The organism is Chitinophaga sp. CC14, assembly GCF_048957795.1.
Lineage (GTDB): Bacteria > Bacteroidota > Bacteroidia > Chitinophagales > Chitinophagaceae > Chitinophaga > Chitinophaga ginsengisegetis.
Genome location: NZ_JARBFY010000005.1, coordinates 1,149,089 through 1,165,930, shown reverse-complemented (window position 1 = coordinate 1,165,930; position 16,842 = coordinate 1,149,089). Strand labels below are relative to the sequence as shown.

Sequence of the window (16,842 nt, the reverse complement as noted above, 5' to 3'; positions counted from 1 at the left end):
ATAGATTACTTAACGTTGATCTGAAGGGCAGGGGCTTTGTAGAATTTCTCTTCTGCATATTTGATGATGATTTCGTCGAAGTACAATACATCGCCGGTTTGCAGGGTTTCCTTCAGGTTTTTGCTCCAGGCAGCGGGGAGGGCAGCTGCTTTGAAATTATCTCCTGTAAAATCTTTGTATATAGCGGGTTGCCCGGTGGTATCGTTGAGATAGGGCTCATGTCTTTCATAAGTAAAAGCAAAAGAGAGCACCGGGTATTTAATATTCTTTTCGTCCCGCACGATCAATGCGGAGTCCAGTAATTTGATGACTTCACTTTTTGGTAGCGTATCGCTCAGGTAGATGCCCCAGCTGCTGCGGAGTTTCATGGGTCTTTTGCTGGTTACGGCAGTAGCCGGCTTTTTTGCGGATTGCGCAATCACCGGTGTAACAGCAGTGGCTAATAAGAAACTAAGTAACAGATGTTTTTGCATGATAGTACCGGGATGTAAAAAAAAATCGCCCGGTATAGTAACGACCGGGCGATCCTAAAAATTATAAGGACTTTAAACTTTCCTCGATGACAGCAATCTTTGCTTCGGCATCTGCTTTTTTCTGACGTTCTGCGTCTACGGCTTCTGCTTTTGCGTTTTGTACGAAGCGCTCATTACTGAGTTTCTTTTCTACAGACACCAGGAATCCTTTCAGGTATTCGAGGTCTTTTGTGAGTGCTGCTTTTTGCGCGGTGGTGTCCAGCGCGGTTTCTGTACCCAGGTAGAATTTATCTTTCTGGATCACGAGGGTAATGCAACCGGGCACGGGTTCCTGTACATAGTGAATTGCTTTTGCATTCACCTGTTTGGCGAGCATGCCTTCAATTTGTTTGAATGCATTATCGTGTTTGGTTTCTATATGCAGTACGATCGGATCTTTTGGTTTTATCTGGTGTTTGTTACGTGCATCGCGGATGCTGCTGATTACTTCTTTTGCCAGCAAACCTTCCAGCAGGGTGGCGTGTACCGGCGCCTGCGGTGTGGTAAACTGTTTCATCATCAGGGAATCGTCTTCTGCGCGTGTGGTGAGTTGCTGGTATATTTCTTCTGTAATAAAAGGCATATACGGATGCAGCAGCTGCATCAGTTGTTCGAAGAAGTAAACGGTTTTGCGGTAGATGGAAGCAGGGATGGGTTGTTCAAAACCTGGTTTTGCCCATTCGAGGTGCCAGCTGCAGAAATCGTCCCATACCAGGCTGTAGATGGCTTTGAGCCCTTCGCTGAGGCGGAAGTCTTTATGCAGGGAAGCCACTTCGAGCTGTACTTCATTCAACCTGCTTTCAAACCATTTCACGGCGAAGTTATCAGCTGCGGCGTTGGTAGCGCTGTCATCTTCCTGGCGTTGTTCCCACATTTTCACCAGTTTGAGGGCATTCCATATTTTGTTACAGAAGTTACGGCCCTGTTCACAGCTGGAGTCATCGTACAGGAGATCGTTACCTGCCGGTGAAGAGATCATGATACCAAAGCGTACCGCATCGGCGCCATAGGCGTGGATAAGTTCCAGCAGATCGGGGGAGTTGCCGAGTTGCTTACTCATTTTACGGCCTTGCTTGTCGCGTACCATTCCGGTGAAATATACGTCGCTGAAGGGTTTCACTTCTTTGAATTCCAGTCCGGCCATGATCATACGGGCCACCCAGAAGAAGATGATATCCTGTCCGGTTACCAGCACCGAAGTAGGGTAATAGTAGTTGATATCTTCATTATTGGGTTGGGAGATGCCGTTGAACACTTCCATTGGCCAGAGCCAGGAGCTGAACCAGGTATCCAGGCAATCCTGGTCCTGTGTGAGTTCGGCTGCGGTGATGGTGATGCTGCGGGCGGCAAACTGCTGTACTGCTTCAGCGGCGGTGGCGGCAACTTCAAAGGAGCCGTCCGGCGCGTACCAGGCAGGAATTTGTTGTCCCCACCAGAGTTGGCGTGAGATGCACCAGTCCTTTACATTTTCCATCCAGTATTTGTAGGTAGCCAGGAAGCGGTCGCCGGGATGGATTTTTACATCACCGTTCACTACTGCGTCCAGGGCGGGTTTGGCCATTTCTGCCATTTTTACAAACCACTGGGTGGAGATGCGTGGTTCCACTACCGTGTCGGGGTTACGCTGACTGTAACCGAGGCGGGTGGTATATTCCTGTTCTTTTACGAGCAGTCCTTCTTCCGCGAGGGCGGCTACTACTTTTTTGCGGGCAACGAAGCGGTCTTCCCCTACGAAAACAACAGCGGCGGCACTGAGTGTGCCATCATCGTTGAGGGTATCCACAATTTCCAGGTTATGTTTCAGGCCCAGGTTATAGTCGTTGATATCGTGTGCAGGCGTTACTTTCAGGGCGCCGGTACCGAATTCTTTATCTACGTAGGTATCAAATATTACCGGAACGCGGCGGTTTACCAGCGGTACGGTAGCAAAGTGACCTTTCAGGTGGGCGTATCTTTCATCTTCCGGGTTTACGCAGATGGCGGTGTCGCCCATGATGGTTTCCGGACGCTGTGTGGCGATGGTGATATATTCGCCGGTTGGAGTGCCGTTGGCATCCGTGATGGCGTATTTCACATGATAGAGCTTACCCTGGAGGTCTTTATATTCTACTTCCTCGTCGCTCAAAGCTGTTTTGGCTTTGGGGTCCCAGTTGATCATGCGGGCGCCGCGATAGATTACACCTTTCTTATAAAGGTCTATGAAAACGGTGATCACTGCTTTATAGTAGTGATCGTCCATTGTAAAAGTAACGCGGTCCCAATCGCAGCTGCAGCCGAGTTTTTTTATCTGGTGATAGATGATATCTCCATATTTATCTTTCCATTCAAAGGCATATTTGAGAAATTCTTCGCGGGTGAGCTGGGATTTTTCGATGCCTTTCTCCTGTTTGAGCATATTTACCACTTTTGCTTCTGTGGCAATGGAGGCGTGGTCGGAGCCTGGAACCCAGCAGGCGTTGAAGCCGCTCATACGAGCCCGGCGTACCAGGATATCCTGTACGGTTTCATTGAGGGTATGGCCAAGGTGGAGGACCCCGGTGACGTTTGGAGGAGGGATGACGACAGTAAAGGGTTGGCGTCCGTCCGGTTTAGAGCGGAAGTAGCCTTTATCCATCCATTGTTGGTACCATTTTTCTTCAACCGTTGCAGGCAGGTAATTTTTCGAAAGTTCCATGCTATTCATAATATAAGGTTGCAAAAATAACGGAGATTAAGGAGAGATGGAAATTTAAAGGGCAGGAATAGTTGCCCTTCAGCTTATGCCATCTCTGCGATGATTTCGCAGGTTTGTGCAATCATTTCCGGTGTAACATCGAGGTGGGTGACTATTCTGACCTGTGTTGGAGAAATGGGCATTACGAGGATTCCCTGTTTTTTGAGGTAATCTGCGAAGAGCTGCGGCGTCCAGTCGCCCGTTACTTCAAAGATGAGGATATTGGTTTCCACGGGGAGCATGTGGCCGGTGAAGGATTTTTCCAGCAGGGCCTGTGCCAGTTGTTTGGCGTGGAGGTGATCTTCTGCCAGCCGGGCGATATTGTTTTCCATCGCATAGATGCCGGTAGCGGCCATGAAGCCGGCTTGCCGGAGGCCACCGCCGAGTTTTTTACGGATACGCCTGGCGGCTTTGATAAATGTTTCGCTGCCGAGCAGTACGGAGCCCATCGGGCATCCCATTCCTTTATTAAGGCAAACGGAGATGCTGTCGAACAGTTGTCCGTATGTTTTGGGGTCCTGGCCGGTGGCTACGAGTGCATTGAACAGGCGGGCGCCATCGAGGTGCAGTGCGAGGCCGTGTTGTTTGCAGACGTCGCCTATTTTCACCATTTCTTCCCAGTCGTAGCAGCATCCGCCGCCGCGGTTGGAGGTATTTTCGAGGCAAACGAGGCTGGTGCGGGCTTTATGCACATCGTCGGGATTGATGGCCGCTTCCACCTGGGTAGCGCGGATCATGCCCCGGTCGCCGATGAGGGCGTGTACCTGGGCGCCGGAGTTGAAGGCGATGCCGCCTCCTTCATAAATATATACGTGAGCCAGATTACTGCAAACCACTTCATCCCCCGGCAACGTATGTACTTTAATGGCGATCTGGTTACTCATTGTGCCGGAAGGGCAGTACAAGGCTGCCGGTTTGCCAAAGTATTCTGCCATCATGGCTTCCAGTTTGTTGATGCTGGGATCTTCACCGAAAACGTCATCACCGGTTTCTGCCTGCAGCATAGCCTGTAACATGCCAGGGCCGGGACGTGTAAAAGTGTCGCTTCTAAAGTCAATCATTTTATTGAAAAATTTGCAACGGCTTAACAATTAAATTAGTTAAGATGTTAATTTAAATATGATTCTTTATCAATTGTTAAAATTTGTATAAACCAACGCTGTACAGGGACTAAAGCACTATAAAATTCCGTTATAAAACTGTACTTTGTTATATGGCTGGCAAATATAAGAAGGATTTGGTAGAGTGGTTGGTTAGCACGATCTTTGCAGACTTATTTTGAAACAAAACAATAAAGCGCGGGAAACTTTGTAAGTTAATAATTTTAAAAGTTCCGAACAAAAAATTTCTTTCGCTGTTATTTATTTATAAACCAATACAATTTTTCATATGAGGCAACTTAAAATTGCCACCCAGATCACCAATCGTGATTCGCAGGCGGTAGAAAAGTACCTGCAGGAAATCTCGAAGATCCCTTTGTTAACACCTGAGGAAGAGACCGTTTTGGCGCAACGCATTAAAATGGGCGATCAAAAGGCTCTTGAAAGATTGACTACAGGAAACTTACGTTTCGTTGTTTCTGTTGCGAAGCAGTATCAGCACCAGGGCCTTAGCCTGAGTGATTTGATTAATGAAGGTAATCTCGGCTTGATCAAGGCGGCACAACGTTTCGACGAAACCAAAGGTTTCAAATTTATCTCTTATGCAGTATGGTGGATTCGCCAATCCATTCTGCAGGCGCTGGCTGAACAGGGTCGTCTTGTTCGTCTTCCGCAAAACAAAATTGGCACCTATAATAAAGCTAACAAAGCTTACATGGCATTTGAACAGGAAAACGAGCGTGAACCTTCTACCGAGGAACTCGCAGAAATCCTGGAGATGTCTGAATCAGAAATTAACAATATCTTCCAGAGCAACACCCGCCACATGTCATTGGATGCACCTGTGCACGAGGCAGAAGACGTAGCAATGGGCGACCTGCTGGAAGGTGGAGATATTACTGATGATGACGTGATGAGAGATTCACTCCGCGAGGAAATACGCCGGGTATTAAAATCCCTGAGCCCACGCGAAGCTGAAATTGTGAATGCTTATTTTGGTCTGGATGGTGAAAATGGCGCAACAATCGAACAAATCGGTCAGAAATACGATCTGACTAAAGAAAGAATCAGGCAGATTAAAGAACGTGCTATCAAAAGGCTGCAGAAAGCCCGCTATAGTGGCGCCCTGAAATCATACCTGGGATAAAATACCTTTATTCATTGAGTTAACATTAACGAAAGGATAAATCTACTAATCCTCTTTATTCTATAAGAACACCGGCCTTGTAAATACATGGCCGGTGTTCTTATTTAGTAAACACCCCTTATTTTTGCACTCATGCGTATGCCGCTTTTCTTAATCCTGGTTACACTGCTCTTTGCCGCCTGCGAGAAAGATGTAAGTGTTAACCTGCCACAACAGGAACCACAACTGGTAGTGGAAGGCAGATTTGAAAATGGGTCCTATCCGCTGGTAATTCTCACACACAGCCTTAACTATTTTTCACAGATAGATCCGGCAGTATTAACGAATGCCTTCGTTCACAACGCCACCGTCACCGTTTCTGATGGCAGCAAAACCATGACACTAAAGGAACGGGTGATAGATACCGGCAACATGAAGTTCTTTGTATATCTGCCAGACCTCACCCAGCCGGCGAACAACTTCACCGGAAAAGTGCCGGGTACCTATACGTTACACATCAACGCTGACAATAAGGCATATGAATCTGTGACAACTATACCGCCGCGCGGAATGCAACTGGACTCCATCTGGTGGACATTAGTAACAGTTGATGACTCCACGAAAGCCCGCTTATGGGTGAAGATCACGGATGCTCCCGCATTTGGCAACTATGGAAGGTATTTTACAAAGCGCAACAGTGAGCCATACTTCCCCGGACTGAATTCTGTGGTAGATGACCAGCTGGTGAACGGCACAACATTTGAAATTCCTGTGGACGCCGGCGTGAATAAAAATCTGAACCCGGATGACAGGCCCGATGAGTTCTTTGAACCAGGGGATACCGTTACCCTGAAGTTTTGTAATATTGACAAAGCAACCTGGGATTTCTGGCGAACACTGGATTTTGCCTACAACAGCAATGGCAATCCATTTTCATCGCCCACAAAAATACTCGGGAATGTACCCGGCGCATTAGGCTACTGGGGCGGCTATACAGTAACCTATAAAACAATTATTATTAGCAGGTAATTATACATACAGCAAACAAAATGGAAAACAAGCAACAAGAGCATGTGCATTTATTGATCATCGGTTCCGGCCCCGCCGGTTATACCGCTGCTATTTATGCTGCAAGAGCCAATCTTAAACCAGTATTATACCAGGGCATTCAGCCCGGCGGACAATTAACCATCACCACTGAAGTTGAAAACTATCCCGGTTACCCGGAAGGCATTCAGGGTCCGGAAATGATGGTGGATTTTGAAAAACAGGCTGCCCGCATGGGTGCCGACATCCGTTATGGTATGGCTACTTCCGTGGATTTCAGTAAACAACCTTATAAAGTAACTATCGACGAAGAGAAGGAAATTACTGCCGATGCGATCATTATCGCTACCGGCGCCTCTGCCAAATGGCTGGGACTTCCTTCCGAGCAACGTTTGAACGGTAGCGGCGTAAGTGCCTGCGCTGTTTGCGACGGATTCTTCTTCCGTGGTAAAGAAGTGGCTATCGTAGGCGCCGGTGATACCGCTGCTGAAGAAGCGCTTTATCTCTCTAAAATGTGCAGCACCGTGCATATGCTGGTGCGCCGCCATGAAATGCGTGCTTCTAAAGTAATGCAGGACCGTGTGCTGAAAACTTCCAATATCATTGTATACTGGAATTCTGAAACAGATGAAGTACTGGGAGATAAAAAAGTAGAAGCACTGCGTATCCTCAATAACAAAACAGGCGAAAAGAAAGAAATACCGGTAAGCGCGTTCTTCGTAGCTATTGGTCACCAGCCGAACTCCGGTATCTTTAAAGACTACCTGACACTGGACGACCAGGAATATATTGTTACAGAACCAGGCACCAGCCGTACCAGCGTGGAAGGAGTGTTTGCCTGTGGCGACGTACAGGATAAAATTTACCGTCAGGCGGTAACTGCCGCCGGCAGCGGATGTATGGCCGCACTGGATGCAGAAAGATACTTATCAGCAAAAGAACACCACCAATAATAAACAAGGTAATGAGTAATGGATTTACAGGGAAATCATTCCTGTAAATCCGTTATTTGTTATCCGTAATTTCCTTTTATGCTTACTATCGCCCTCGAACAGGCTACCTTCTACGCTTACCACGGCTTATACCCGGAAGAAACCATCATCGGTAATCACTTTGTACTGGATGTGGCAGTTCGTATACCCGGTACCGTGCCCGTAGATGATTTGTCTGAAACGGTTAACTACCAGGGCATCTATGAAATAGCAAAGGCTGTGATGGCCGTTCCGCGCCCTTTACTGGAAGAAGTGGTGTATGAATTAACCGATGCACTCAAGCAACGGTATCCCGGTATCCAGCACAGTACTGTGACCCTCCGCAAAATGAATCCGCCTATGGGCGCTACTGTCCGCAACTCACTTGTTTCTTTGGAGAAGGACTACTAAGGCACTATTTTTTGGGATATGTATGATGTTTCCGTAAATTTATAGCTATAAGTTAATCAACAAATTCTTACGCTGTAAAAACCTGTCCTATGTTGAAACGGATCATGGCAGTTTGCTTTTTATTATCAGCGGTACTGTATGTACAGGCCCAGAGTGCCAGTGAAATGGTAGCAGAAGCCAGGCAGCTGGAGAAACAGATGAAAGAAAGCGAAGCATTTGAAAAAGATAAGGAAATCCTCAAAATACAACCTTCCGAACTGGACGCATTGAACCAGGCCAGTCAATTATGTTCCCGCATCGGCAACCGGCAGAAAAGCAAAGACGATAAGATCAGTTATTTCAATCTCGCTAAAAGCTATGCGGAGCAAGCGCTTAAAGTAAATCCGAACAGCCCGGAATCCAATTTGTCGATGGCTATTGCAATGGGCCGCATGGCGCTGATTTCCGGTGCAAAAGATAAAGTAGCCGCTTCCAAAGAAGTGAAGAAATATGCAGAACTGTCTATCAAGTTCAACCCCTCCCTGGCGCAGGGCTATCATGTTTTAGGTAAATGGAACTACGAAGTGGCCAACCTGAATGCCTTTGAAAGAGGCGCGGCAAAAATGCTCTTTGGCGGTTTACCGGATGGTTCGCTGGCCAATGCTATCAGCAACTATGAAAAATGCCGGCAGCTGGATCCCGCTTTTATCCTCAACTACTACGAACTGGCCCGTGCATACAAAGCAGACGATCAGCAGGAAAAGGCTATAGAAGTATTAAAGAAAGCGCTGACGCTTCGCAACATCACCCAGGATGACGCCAGCATCAAAGCGGATTGTAAGAAAATGCTGGATGATCTGCAATAAAGGAGAAGCTATATTTCTTTCCCTTTCCACCTGCCGCTGCGCAGGTACCAGTAACTTATTCCGAAAATAATGATCCAGTAGATAAAATCTGCTCCCCACGCCCAGTGCAGCTCACTGCGCATTCTTTCAATCACAATATCGCAATACACCAGGTAGCCAATAACGGCGATAATTTCCGTTACCAGGTTAATTCTCGTATTGCCGGTACCAACCACGCCACTCATTACCACCGCCGCTATCGCCATCAGGATGGTGCTCAGCGTTATGACCCGGATAGAGGGGATGGCCATCGTAATCAGATCGGCACTGTTGGTGTAGATGTGCAATAACGTATACGGGAAGAGGTTAACCACCACACACATGGCAATGGCGCATCCTGCGCTGAGCCCCACAATTTTCCGGATGATGGGAAAAACCTGTTCGGGCCGTCCCTGCCCGATGATATTGCTCACCATTGTATTACAGGCGGCAGCCAGCGCCCAGGTGAAAATACCAAAGAAGCCAAAGATGCTGCGGAGCATATTGGATACGGCGAGCGGCCGTTCGCCCAGGTGCTCAATGAAAATAAAGAATACAAACCACCCGCCGATGCTGAACAGGAACTGTACAATCAGTGGTGCAGATACATTGAGGATGTTGCGGACAATGTTCCAGTTGAGCCGCAGATAACTGAACAGGCTGTATTGCAGGTGATAACGCTTCAGGAACAGGATGCTGAAAGCAACCCCGCAACCGGTGACCTCGGCAATCACGGAGGCCGTGGCGGCGCCGTTGAGTCCCATAGCCGGGAAACCCAGTTTACCAAAGATGAGTGTGTAGTCAAAGAAGATGTTCATCATTTCCTGGAAGAGCGAGGTAACTGCCAGCACTTTGGAATGTCCGCTGCCGATATAAAAGGCATTGGCCATATTCAGCATCATGAGAAAAGGAAGTCCCCATATACGGATACGGATAAACGAAACGGCTGCAGCAATGATGTGGTTATCGTGCAGGCTTTTGGAAAAGAACCAGGGCGCTGCCAGCAGGGTAAGTAAAATGGCGAGCCCGGAGAAAAAAAGCCCTACCTGTATGCCATTGGAAAACAGCTGCCCGATGCCGGAGAACTGCTGCTGGCCGGCCCTGCGGGCGATGAGTACCTGCATGCCGTTGTTCAGGCCGTAGGCTATCATGTACATCACCAGGTAGTAGATCCCGGCGATCCCGTTGGCAGCCAGTTCAAATTCACCCAGTCGCCCTACGAAGGCAGTGTTGGTAATGTGATTGATCTGCGGAATGATGAGCGCCAGGCATATAGGTCCTGCTATTTTGATAATTTGCCGGGTGGTGACTTCCAGTTGCATGAATCTTTAGCTGATTGTGGGTATAGGGACAAAGATATAGCTATCTGCTGATCATCTACCTTATATAAAACAACAAAACGCCCTCACCAATTAACTAAAAAGAGTATTATTGTAATTCATTTGAAAGGTTAAATATGCCCGTGGCTTATAACATCCATCCTGCATTTACAGTAGACGATGAAACCCTGCTGGAAACTGATCTCACTGCCTGTAATTTACTGGTACTGGTAGGAAGCGGAACATTCAGCTATGTAGTGTTTGATCCGGTTGCGAAGAAATTCCTGGCGTTGAAGTCCTATCATTTTACCCCCCGGAAGCTGGCCCTGGCCGATCTGGAGATGATAGAACAGGTATTTGATACCGACAAACTGTTGTTTACTGCCTTTAAATCTATATTGCTGGCTTTTAACACCGGCGGAGGTGTGCTGGTACCGCATACGTACTATACACCCGCTCTGAAGAAAGATTTTCTGCACCTGGGGGCGCCGGAAAAAATACAGGAAGCTATCCTGTCGGATTTATTGCCGTCCCTGCCGATGGTGAATGTTTACAGCGTGGATAAAGACCTGCTTGGTTTTTTACGCAAGGAATTTTCCACGGACCTGGTGATACATGCCAATTCGGCCCTGCTGCAATCCTACCCGATGGACCTGGATTTCCAGGCAAAGGATGGAGTGGCTTTTGTAGAAGTGGACCAGCACAGGTTTACAATGACCATTTATGCCGGTGGCAAGCTCCTGATTCAACAGGAAGGCGATTACCAGACCGGGCTGGATGTGGTGTATACCCTGGTAAACCTGCTTCGTCAGCTGGAGCTGAATGAGCAGCTGGTGAAGGTAAAGCTGGGAGGAGTAGTGGCTACAGACGCTGGTGTATACCAGGAGATGTACAAATTTATACCACACCTGGAATGGATACAACGAATCCCGGGTTTCAGCTACATTACAAAAATGCAGGAAATACCGGGCTATTATTTTCATAACTTATATGCGTTAGCGCTATGCGTATAATCGGAGGAACGAGTGGGGGACGAAAGATACAACCGCCTGCAAAAATGCCGCATACCCGGCCTACTACAGATATTGCAAAAGGAGGGTTGTTTAATATCATTGAAAACAACCTGGATATTCCGTCTTTAAAAACACTTGATATTTTTGGCGGCACTGGCAGTATCAGCTTCGAGCTGGCTTCCAGGGGCGCAACCGACATGACTGTTGTGGAGAAAGACCCGGCAATGGCTGCTTTTATCAGTAAAACTGCTTTGTCGCTGGGCATTGAAAACCTGAAAACGGTAAAAATGGATGTTTTCAAATACCTCCAGCAATGCACGGAGAAATTTGACTTCATTTTTGCCGATCCTCCATATATGATGGAAACACTGGATCAGCTACCGGTACTGGTATTTGAAAAAGAGTTGCTGAACCCGGAAGGCTGGCTGGTGGTGGAACATACGCAACATAAGAAGTTCCAGGATTATTCTTACTACCGCTCTGAAAGGAACTATGGCGCAACCGTGTTCTCCATATTTATTAACCGGGAGGAATTAAAACGTTTATAAATCAATCGCACCCTTATGAGGACTTGTTTATTCCCGGGTACATTTGACCCAATTACGCTGGGACATACGGATGTAATTAACCGTGGGCTTGATCTGTTTGACCGCCTTGTGATTGGCATTGGGGTTAACAGCAGTAAAACCCCTATGTTTGCACTGGAAGAGCGGATGAGCTGGATCAGGGAGATCTATAAAGATGATCCGCGGGTAGAAGTGGCTTCTTACTCAGGACTGACCATTGATTTCTGCAAGCAGTTAGACGCCCGTTTTATTTTGCGGGGGATCCGTTACGTGAGCGATTTTGAATATGAAAAGGCCATTGCGGATGTGAACCGTACGGTGGCGCCGGGCATTGAAACCATCTTTTTAACCACTGTTCCACAGTATTCCAGCATTGCATCAACCCTGGTAAGGGATATTTATAAATATGGGGGAGATGTATCGCCTTTCCTGCCAGCAGCAGTGCTGGAAGGCATCAAACGCACGAAGAAATAATTTTATAAAGCAGATAATATGAAAACGATCTGGCACAATACTAAGATTTCACTGGACGATTTGAATGAAATGGGAGGTTCTACTATGGCTACCTGTTTGGGCATGGAGTTTACGGAAATTGGTCCGGACTATCTTAAAATGATGATGCCGGTAGATCACAGGACTATACAACCCTATGGGTTACTGCATGGCGGCGCATCTGCGGCGCTGGCGGAAACGGTGGGCAGTATGGCATCCGGACTGATCATAGATCCGGAGAAGCAGATCTGTGTAGGGATGGAAATCAATGCTAACCATATAAGAGGTGTGAAAGAAGGCTATGTGCATGCGTGTGCGCGGCCATTGCATATCGGAAGTACCAGTCATGTGTGGGACATCCGCATTACCGACGATCACCATAAGCTGGTATGTGTAAGCCGGCTTACCGTAGCCATACTGGCTAAACGATAAAGGAATGCTTAGTTCCGCTGTGAAGCGGAACTAAGTAATGTTACATGTCTGCAGCCCTGAAAACTTCCCTGATATTTTCGTAGGAATATTTCAGGTATTTATCCACGTTTTCCGGTTTAATCCATTGCAGGTCCTGGATATCTTCTTCTATTTGTGGTACTGTTAGTTCTGTTCCGGTGAACAACATCCGGTACCAGTAGGTATGTTTTAATACTTTCTTATTTTTCATGGGGTAGTAGTGAAACGTTTCTGTGATTTTGTGTTCCAGCGAAACGTTGTGCAGGCCCGTTTCTTCCGCTACTTCCCGTAAGGCGCAGGTTTCGAGGTCTTCTCCCGGATCCCGTTTCCCTTTTGGCAGGTCCCATTTGCCGCGGCGGAACATCATGAGCACTTCACCGGCGGGATTGGTAATCAGTCCACCGGCAGCTACAAGGGTAGTAAAATGCAGCGATACTTTCTTAAAAAGTTGTTTTACATCCGGTGCAATAAACACTGCCGCGTTTTTTTTCCCATCTTCCAGTTTCTGCAATACATTTTCCATCTTTTTGGTATCCGGGTTATCGTATACTTTGGCGCCGTTAAAGTGGGCCGGGATGGTAGTGGTATCGGCACTCAGCAGGAGTGGGCGCTCGTTGAGATAGATCGTAATATTTGCTTGCATGCCGCAAATGTAATTATGAATTATGAATTACGAATTGAGAATTTAGGGAGATGGAAACGTATTGCCGGCGCTCTCTGTAAATTCGTTTATTGTAATTCGTAAATTGAATAAAATGATAGTACTTTTGGCGGTTGTATGAATAAAGTAAGCGAAAAACAAGTTGCAGAAAAGTTACTGCAGGTGCAGGCCGTGAAGTTAAGCCCTGCACAGCCTTTTACATGGGCTTCCGGCTGGAAATCACCGATCTATTGCGATAACAGGAAGATCTTATCTTTCCCTTATGTGCGCGACTATATTAAATCAGAGTTGTGCAACCTGGTGTTTGAAACCTTCCCTGATGCAGCCGTGATTGCAGGGGTGGCTACCGCAGGTATTCCACACGGGGCGCTGATAGCGGATCAGCTGAAGCTGCCGTTTATTTATGTAAGGTCTAAGCCGAAAGAGCATGGTATGGGTAACCAGATTGAAGGGGTATTGCAACCCGGTCAGCCTGTGGTGGTAATTGAAGACCTGATTTCTACAGGTAAAAGCAGCCTGGAAGCGGTGCAGGCCATTCGTGCAGCTGGCGGGGAAGTGATCGGCATGGTGTCAATATTCAACTATGGTTTTGATGTGGCAGTAAAAGCTTTTGAAGCAGCCGGGGTACCATTTTATTCGCTGAGTAACTATTCCGCGATGATTGCGCTTGCAGAGGAAAAAGGTATTGTATCTGCCGATGAAATAGCTACGCTGCAGGCATGGAGAACCGCGCCGGATCAGTGGGGCAGATAGCTGAAAATTGTATATCACTTTTTTTGTATATTCGGGTATTAATATTACAACTATGCGTATCCTAAAATTAGTAGTGTTGTTCCTGTTTGCCGGCGTAGGCGTGGCAATGGCGCAGCAAAAGCAGAAGGCTGTGGAAACAGCGAAGATCAGCACGCCTACTGTGCAGTGTGAGTCGTGCAAAAACCGTATTGAGCGTTATATGTCGCACGAAGAGGGCGTACAGTCCGTAAAAGTGGATTTCAAGAAGCATATTACCACGGTGAAGTACTATACCGACCGTACCAACATTGAGAATATCAAAACGGGTATTGCCAATGCAGGGTATGATGCGGATAATGTAACTGCCAACCCGGAGTCTTACGCCAAATTACCTACCTGCTGCAAGAAGCCGGAAGATGGTGGCGGTATGGATCCGAAGAAAAAGCATTAATCAGCCTGTTTCAGCCTTTGGTGTCCGGCGGTTTGCCGGGTTACTAAAGGCTGAACTGTTTTCTGACGTAGCCGGAAGCAGGTGCCGGCTGTACCCGCCTTACCTGAAAAGCTCACTCCCTAAAGCATTCCGTTATTCCGATACTGTTTAATCCGCTGAAGCATCATCTTTCCGCACTTCAGCAAACGCTTTCCCAATCAGATCCTGCCGGAATAAATACGCGCCTGCTTTCGCTGGGAGGCTCGCAGATGGATATGTATGCGGGTCCGCTGGCGATGGAGGCTATTTTTGATGAAATAAGGACGCAGTTAAAGCGGGCCGGGGTAGATACGAGAGAAGCATATGAGGCATTCCTGGCGAAAAGTGATGGTTACGCCACCGTGGTTTTATCCGATACTTCTGTGTGGATATTGCGGTTGGCGGGAGATAAGGCCAATTATATCCATGTGCATCCGGGGCGTTACAGTCCGCATACTTTCCGGGTAAAGGCGTCGGCGCTTAAAACGGCGTTGGCTTATTGGATAGCTTCGCAACATCATCTGTTAACGGGAAACCTGTTGGAGGATCTGAATGGATTGAGAAAAGGCTTACGGCTGTCCCCGCTCAGGAGTACGGACGAAAGTGGGCATATTCTGGAAATTATTGCCTTATTGAAACGCGGTTCATAAACCGGGCCAACCAGATTAAAAGAAATTCAGGGCTTGTTTGGTTTCGCATTTTATCGGGAAAGGAAGAAAAATACCAGCCTTACCTACTTTACAATTTCCCGTGGCTTTGATGGTTACTTCTTTATTGGCGAAAGCGCTTAATGCATTTTTGAATACGTTGGCCATGTTTACTTCCAGTTTCACGGGGAAGTAAAAAGTATCCCTTGCCGGGATGGAAATGGTGGTATCCTGGAGGGAGTGACCTACCTGGGTGTCATCAAAAAACAGGTCGAAATTGGCATCTTTTAACTGGAGGCGATAGTTGTTCGGATTATAATATGCCAGGGTCATCCGTACAATACTTTTGGACATGCCCAGCTCATCCATACTGATACCGGCTACTCTCACAAACTGAATATCCTTGTTTTTTTCGCAGGAGCTTGCTACTCCCCAGATAAGAAAAACAGCGGCTAATAATCGGAACACTTTCATCAGTTGACCAGGTATTTTAATTTCTGTAAACCTACTGCAAAGCTTTTAGTTATCAAAAAATCGGGGGGGAATTGGGAAACTTTTAACGGACCCATTTTTAAAAACGGGGGAGACCGCTTAAATAATTAATGCATAAAACACATATAAATAAAGCTTTGTTTTAAAGAAATATGCTATCTTCGTGATCCTTCCTGAGTTCGCTAAAATTGAACAAAAAAGCCACTAATTTCTTTAGTATTTTTGCATTTCGGTGATTGTTTGCTGAAAGTGGAGTATGCTAATTTATTTAGCATATGATTAATAATTCTATGAATTGTTTATCATCTACTTAAAGTTAATTGTTAAGTATTTATGTATAAGTGATTGTCAGGTGAAACTAACGGAATTCCAACACCTGCGCCTAAAATTTTGACATTATGACAGAGAATGCAAAAGGGAAGGTATTATTGATTGAATCTCAATATTTTCCACCAATTGATTCATATAAGACTTTAGTAAAGCACGATATATTAAAGATTGAGAAATATGAGCACTACCAAAAGCTCAGTTACAGGAACCGTTGTTACGTTGCCGGACCAAACGGCCGGATGATTTTAAGTGTGCCTTTGGCAAGAGGAAAGAATCAGCGGACGGTGATGAAGGATGTAAGGATCAGTAATGAGGAGAAATGGCAGGGCTTGCATTGGAAAACGCTGGTGTCTGCTTACAGGCGGTCTCCGTGGTTTGAATATTACGAGGCAGATCTGCAGGCTTTGTTTGAAACCCCCTTTCAATTTTTAATGGATTGGAACCTGGCATGTTTCGAATGGATGAACAGCAAGCTCGGCATTGAGGTGCCAATTATCTATACCGAAAGTTATGAAAAGGATGTGTCCGGTGTAACGGATGCCCGGGAAAGCATACTGCCGGGACCGGTTACGGCAGGCGAGCCCGGCTATACACAGGTGTTCCAGGAGCGTACCGGTTTCATACCAGGACTCAGTATCCTCGATCTGCTTTTCTGCGAGGGAAAACAGTCCCTGGAAGTGCTGAAAAAGGGCTAAATAAAATAGCGGATAATATTATTTAACTTGTTGGCCTGTAATTGTTTGTATATTTGCCCGGGTAATTGTGCTTTTTCCATGAATACCTCCCGAAAAAAATTAAGGTGGCAATCAACAAAATCTTTAGATTTGCAACCTATTTTGCTGGGGTTCGAACTGACGTAGGTGTGTAAACCAGGAGTTTCCCAGTGAGGGGAAAAAAGGATTGTTATCCTGTTATTTTTTTCTATTAC

At 46.6% G+C, this 16,842-nt stretch carries 19 protein-coding genes; 13 read left to right on the top strand and 6 right to left on the bottom strand.

The features are described from left to right. Positions 1-5: 5 nt before the first annotated feature. From PV783_RS24260 to PV783_RS24250, 3 genes are all read right to left on the bottom strand, one after another. Positions 6-473: a hypothetical protein gene (locus PV783_RS24260; RefSeq protein WP_079473343.1), complete on the bottom strand. Its 468-nt coding sequence runs from the start codon at positions 471-473 to the stop codon at positions 6-8. A gap of 61 nt (positions 474-534) precedes the next feature. Then, the gene (locus tag PV783_RS24255) at positions 535-3,186 is read right to left on the bottom strand and encodes a valine--tRNA ligase (protein ID WP_420989904.1); all 2,652 of its coding nucleotides are present in this window, start codon (positions 3,184-3,186) and stop codon (positions 535-537) included. 83 nt (positions 3,187-3,269) lie between these two features. Beyond that, positions 3,270-4,286, bottom strand: a complete 1,017-nt coding sequence (locus PV783_RS24250) for a threonine aldolase family protein (RefSeq protein ID WP_079473344.1) — start codon at positions 4,284-4,286, stop codon at positions 3,270-3,272. A 328-nt stretch (positions 4,287-4,614) separates the two neighbouring features. On the opposite strand from PV783_RS24250, the gene PV783_RS24245 reads away from it, so the two are divergent. From PV783_RS24245 to PV783_RS24225, 5 genes are all read left to right on the top strand, one after another. Beyond that, the gene (locus tag PV783_RS24245) at positions 4,615-5,472 is read left to right on the top strand and encodes a sigma-70 family RNA polymerase sigma factor (protein WP_012793808.1); all 858 of its coding nucleotides are present in this window, start codon (positions 4,615-4,617) and stop codon (positions 5,470-5,472) included. A 138-nt stretch (positions 5,473-5,610) separates the two neighbouring features. Beyond that, the gene (locus tag PV783_RS24240) at positions 5,611-6,480 is read left to right on the top strand and encodes a DUF4249 domain-containing protein (protein WP_420989903.1); all 870 of its coding nucleotides are present in this window, start codon (positions 5,611-5,613) and stop codon (positions 6,478-6,480) included. A 20-nt stretch (positions 6,481-6,500) separates the two neighbouring features. Beyond that, positions 6,501-7,451, top strand: a complete 951-nt coding sequence (trxB, locus tag PV783_RS24235; RefSeq protein WP_079473346.1) for a thioredoxin-disulfide reductase — start codon at positions 6,501-6,503, stop codon at positions 7,449-7,451. 78 nt (positions 7,452-7,529) lie between these two features. Further along, the gene (folB, locus tag PV783_RS24230; protein ID WP_079473347.1) at positions 7,530-7,880 is read left to right on the top strand and encodes a dihydroneopterin aldolase; all 351 of its coding nucleotides are present in this window, start codon (positions 7,530-7,532) and stop codon (positions 7,878-7,880) included. 89 nt (positions 7,881-7,969) lie between these two features. Next, positions 7,970-8,725: a hypothetical protein gene (locus tag PV783_RS24225; protein WP_420989902.1), complete on the top strand. Its 756-nt coding sequence runs from the start codon at positions 7,970-7,972 to the stop codon at positions 8,723-8,725. A gap of 8 nt (positions 8,726-8,733) precedes the next feature. On the opposite strand, the gene PV783_RS24220 is transcribed toward PV783_RS24225, so the two are convergent. After that, a complete protein-coding gene (locus PV783_RS24220; RefSeq protein WP_420989901.1) occupies positions 8,734-10,065 on the bottom strand; it encodes an MATE family efflux transporter in 1,332 nt (443 codons plus the stop codon). Positions 10,066-10,205: 140 nt separating this feature from the next. Between PV783_RS24220 and PV783_RS24215 the strand changes: the two genes are divergently transcribed. The 4 genes from PV783_RS24215 to PV783_RS24200 are packed head-to-tail and all read left to right on the top strand — an operon-like array spanning position 10,206 to position 12,565. Then, entirely contained in the window at positions 10,206-11,075 is an 870-nt protein-coding gene (locus PV783_RS24215) for a DUF3822 family protein (protein ID WP_159454491.1), read from the top strand. Next, entirely contained in the window at positions 11,066-11,623 is a 558-nt protein-coding gene (locus PV783_RS24210) for an RsmD family RNA methyltransferase (protein WP_079473351.1), read from the top strand. The genes PV783_RS24215 and PV783_RS24210 overlap by 10 nt, the downstream gene beginning before the upstream one ends. A 15-nt stretch (positions 11,624-11,638) precedes the next feature. Next, positions 11,639-12,115 (top strand): pantetheine-phosphate adenylyltransferase, encoded by a 477-nt coding sequence (gene coaD, locus PV783_RS24205; RefSeq protein WP_079473352.1) that lies wholly within the window; start codon positions 11,639-11,641, stop codon positions 12,113-12,115. 18 nt (positions 12,116-12,133) lie between these two features. Next, on the top strand, positions 12,134-12,565 hold the full coding sequence (locus tag PV783_RS24200) for a hotdog fold thioesterase (protein ID WP_079473353.1): 432 nt from the start codon (positions 12,134-12,136) through the stop codon (positions 12,563-12,565). Between the two features lie 40 nt (positions 12,566-12,605). Here PV783_RS24200 and PV783_RS24195 read toward each other — a convergent pair whose 3' ends face one another. Then, positions 12,606-13,226: an NUDIX hydrolase gene (locus PV783_RS24195; protein WP_079473354.1), complete on the bottom strand. Its 621-nt coding sequence runs from the start codon at positions 13,224-13,226 to the stop codon at positions 12,606-12,608. Between the two features lie 135 nt (positions 13,227-13,361). Between PV783_RS24195 and pyrE the strand changes: the two genes are divergently transcribed. The 3 genes from pyrE to PV783_RS24180 all read left to right on the top strand — a co-directional run bounded on the left by pyrE (position 13,362) and on the right by PV783_RS24180 (position 15,095). After that, entirely contained in the window at positions 13,362-13,997 is a 636-nt protein-coding gene (gene pyrE / locus PV783_RS24190) for an orotate phosphoribosyltransferase (protein WP_079473355.1), read from the top strand. Positions 13,998-14,049: 52 nt separating this feature from the next. After that, on the top strand, positions 14,050-14,427 hold the full coding sequence (locus PV783_RS24185) for a heavy-metal-associated domain-containing protein (RefSeq protein ID WP_111579037.1): 378 nt from the start codon (positions 14,050-14,052) through the stop codon (positions 14,425-14,427). Between the two features lie 248 nt (positions 14,428-14,675). Then, a complete protein-coding gene (locus PV783_RS24180; protein ID WP_420989900.1) occupies positions 14,676-15,095 on the top strand; it encodes a hypothetical protein in 420 nt (139 codons plus the stop codon). Positions 15,096-15,110: 15 nt separating this feature from the next. Here the strand turns inward: PV783_RS24180 and PV783_RS24175 are convergent, their stop codons facing one another. Next, entirely contained in the window at positions 15,111-15,566 is a 456-nt protein-coding gene (locus PV783_RS24175) for an LEA type 2 family protein (protein WP_079473358.1), read from the bottom strand. A gap of 416 nt (positions 15,567-15,982) precedes the next feature. On the opposite strand from PV783_RS24175, the gene PV783_RS24170 reads away from it, so the two are divergent. Continuing rightward, positions 15,983-16,609 carry a WbqC family protein gene (locus PV783_RS24170; protein WP_420989899.1) on the top strand — a complete coding sequence of 209 codons (627 nt, stop codon included), beginning with the start codon at positions 15,983-15,985 and terminating at the stop codon, positions 16,607-16,609. Positions 16,610-16,842: the final 233 nt, after the last annotated feature.

Coding starts and splice junctions, on each gene's coding strand:
- PV783_RS24260 (WP_079473343.1), bottom strand. CDS start 473: ATGCAAAAACATCTGTTACTTAGTTTCTTATTAGCCACTGCTGTTACA.
- PV783_RS24255 (WP_420989904.1), bottom strand. CDS start 3,186: ATGGAACTTTCGAAAAATTACCTGCCTGCAACGGTTGAAGAAAAATGG.
- PV783_RS24250 (WP_079473344.1), bottom strand. CDS start 4,286: ATGATTGACTTTAGAAGCGACACTTTTACACGTCCCGGCCCTGGCATG.
- PV783_RS24245 (WP_012793808.1), top strand. CDS start 4,615: ATGAGGCAACTTAAAATTGCCACCCAGATCACCAATCGTGATTCGCAG.
- PV783_RS24240 (WP_420989903.1), top strand. CDS start 5,611: ATGCCGCTTTTCTTAATCCTGGTTACACTGCTCTTTGCCGCCTGCGAG.
- trxB (WP_079473346.1), top strand. CDS start 6,501: ATGGAAAACAAGCAACAAGAGCATGTGCATTTATTGATCATCGGTTCC.
- folB (WP_079473347.1), top strand. CDS start 7,530: ATGCTTACTATCGCCCTCGAACAGGCTACCTTCTACGCTTACCACGGC.
- PV783_RS24225 (WP_420989902.1), top strand. CDS start 7,970: ATGTTGAAACGGATCATGGCAGTTTGCTTTTTATTATCAGCGGTACTG.
- PV783_RS24220 (WP_420989901.1), bottom strand. CDS start 10,065: ATGCAACTGGAAGTCACCACCCGGCAAATTATCAAAATAGCAGGACCT.
- PV783_RS24210 (WP_079473351.1), top strand. CDS start 11,066: ATGCGTATAATCGGAGGAACGAGTGGGGGACGAAAGATACAACCGCCT.
- coaD (WP_079473352.1), top strand. CDS start 11,639: ATGAGGACTTGTTTATTCCCGGGTACATTTGACCCAATTACGCTGGGA.
- PV783_RS24200 (WP_079473353.1), top strand. CDS start 12,134: ATGAAAACGATCTGGCACAATACTAAGATTTCACTGGACGATTTGAAT.
- PV783_RS24195 (WP_079473354.1), bottom strand. CDS start 13,226: ATGCAAGCAAATATTACGATCTATCTCAACGAGCGCCCACTCCTGCTG.
- pyrE (WP_079473355.1), top strand. CDS start 13,362: ATGAATAAAGTAAGCGAAAAACAAGTTGCAGAAAAGTTACTGCAGGTG.
- PV783_RS24185 (WP_111579037.1), top strand. CDS start 14,050: ATGCGTATCCTAAAATTAGTAGTGTTGTTCCTGTTTGCCGGCGTAGGC.
- PV783_RS24180 (WP_420989900.1), top strand. CDS start 14,676: ATGGATATGTATGCGGGTCCGCTGGCGATGGAGGCTATTTTTGATGAA.
- PV783_RS24175 (WP_079473358.1), bottom strand. CDS start 15,566: ATGAAAGTGTTCCGATTATTAGCCGCTGTTTTTCTTATCTGGGGAGTA.
- PV783_RS24170 (WP_420989899.1), top strand. CDS start 15,983: ATGACAGAGAATGCAAAAGGGAAGGTATTATTGATTGAATCTCAATAT.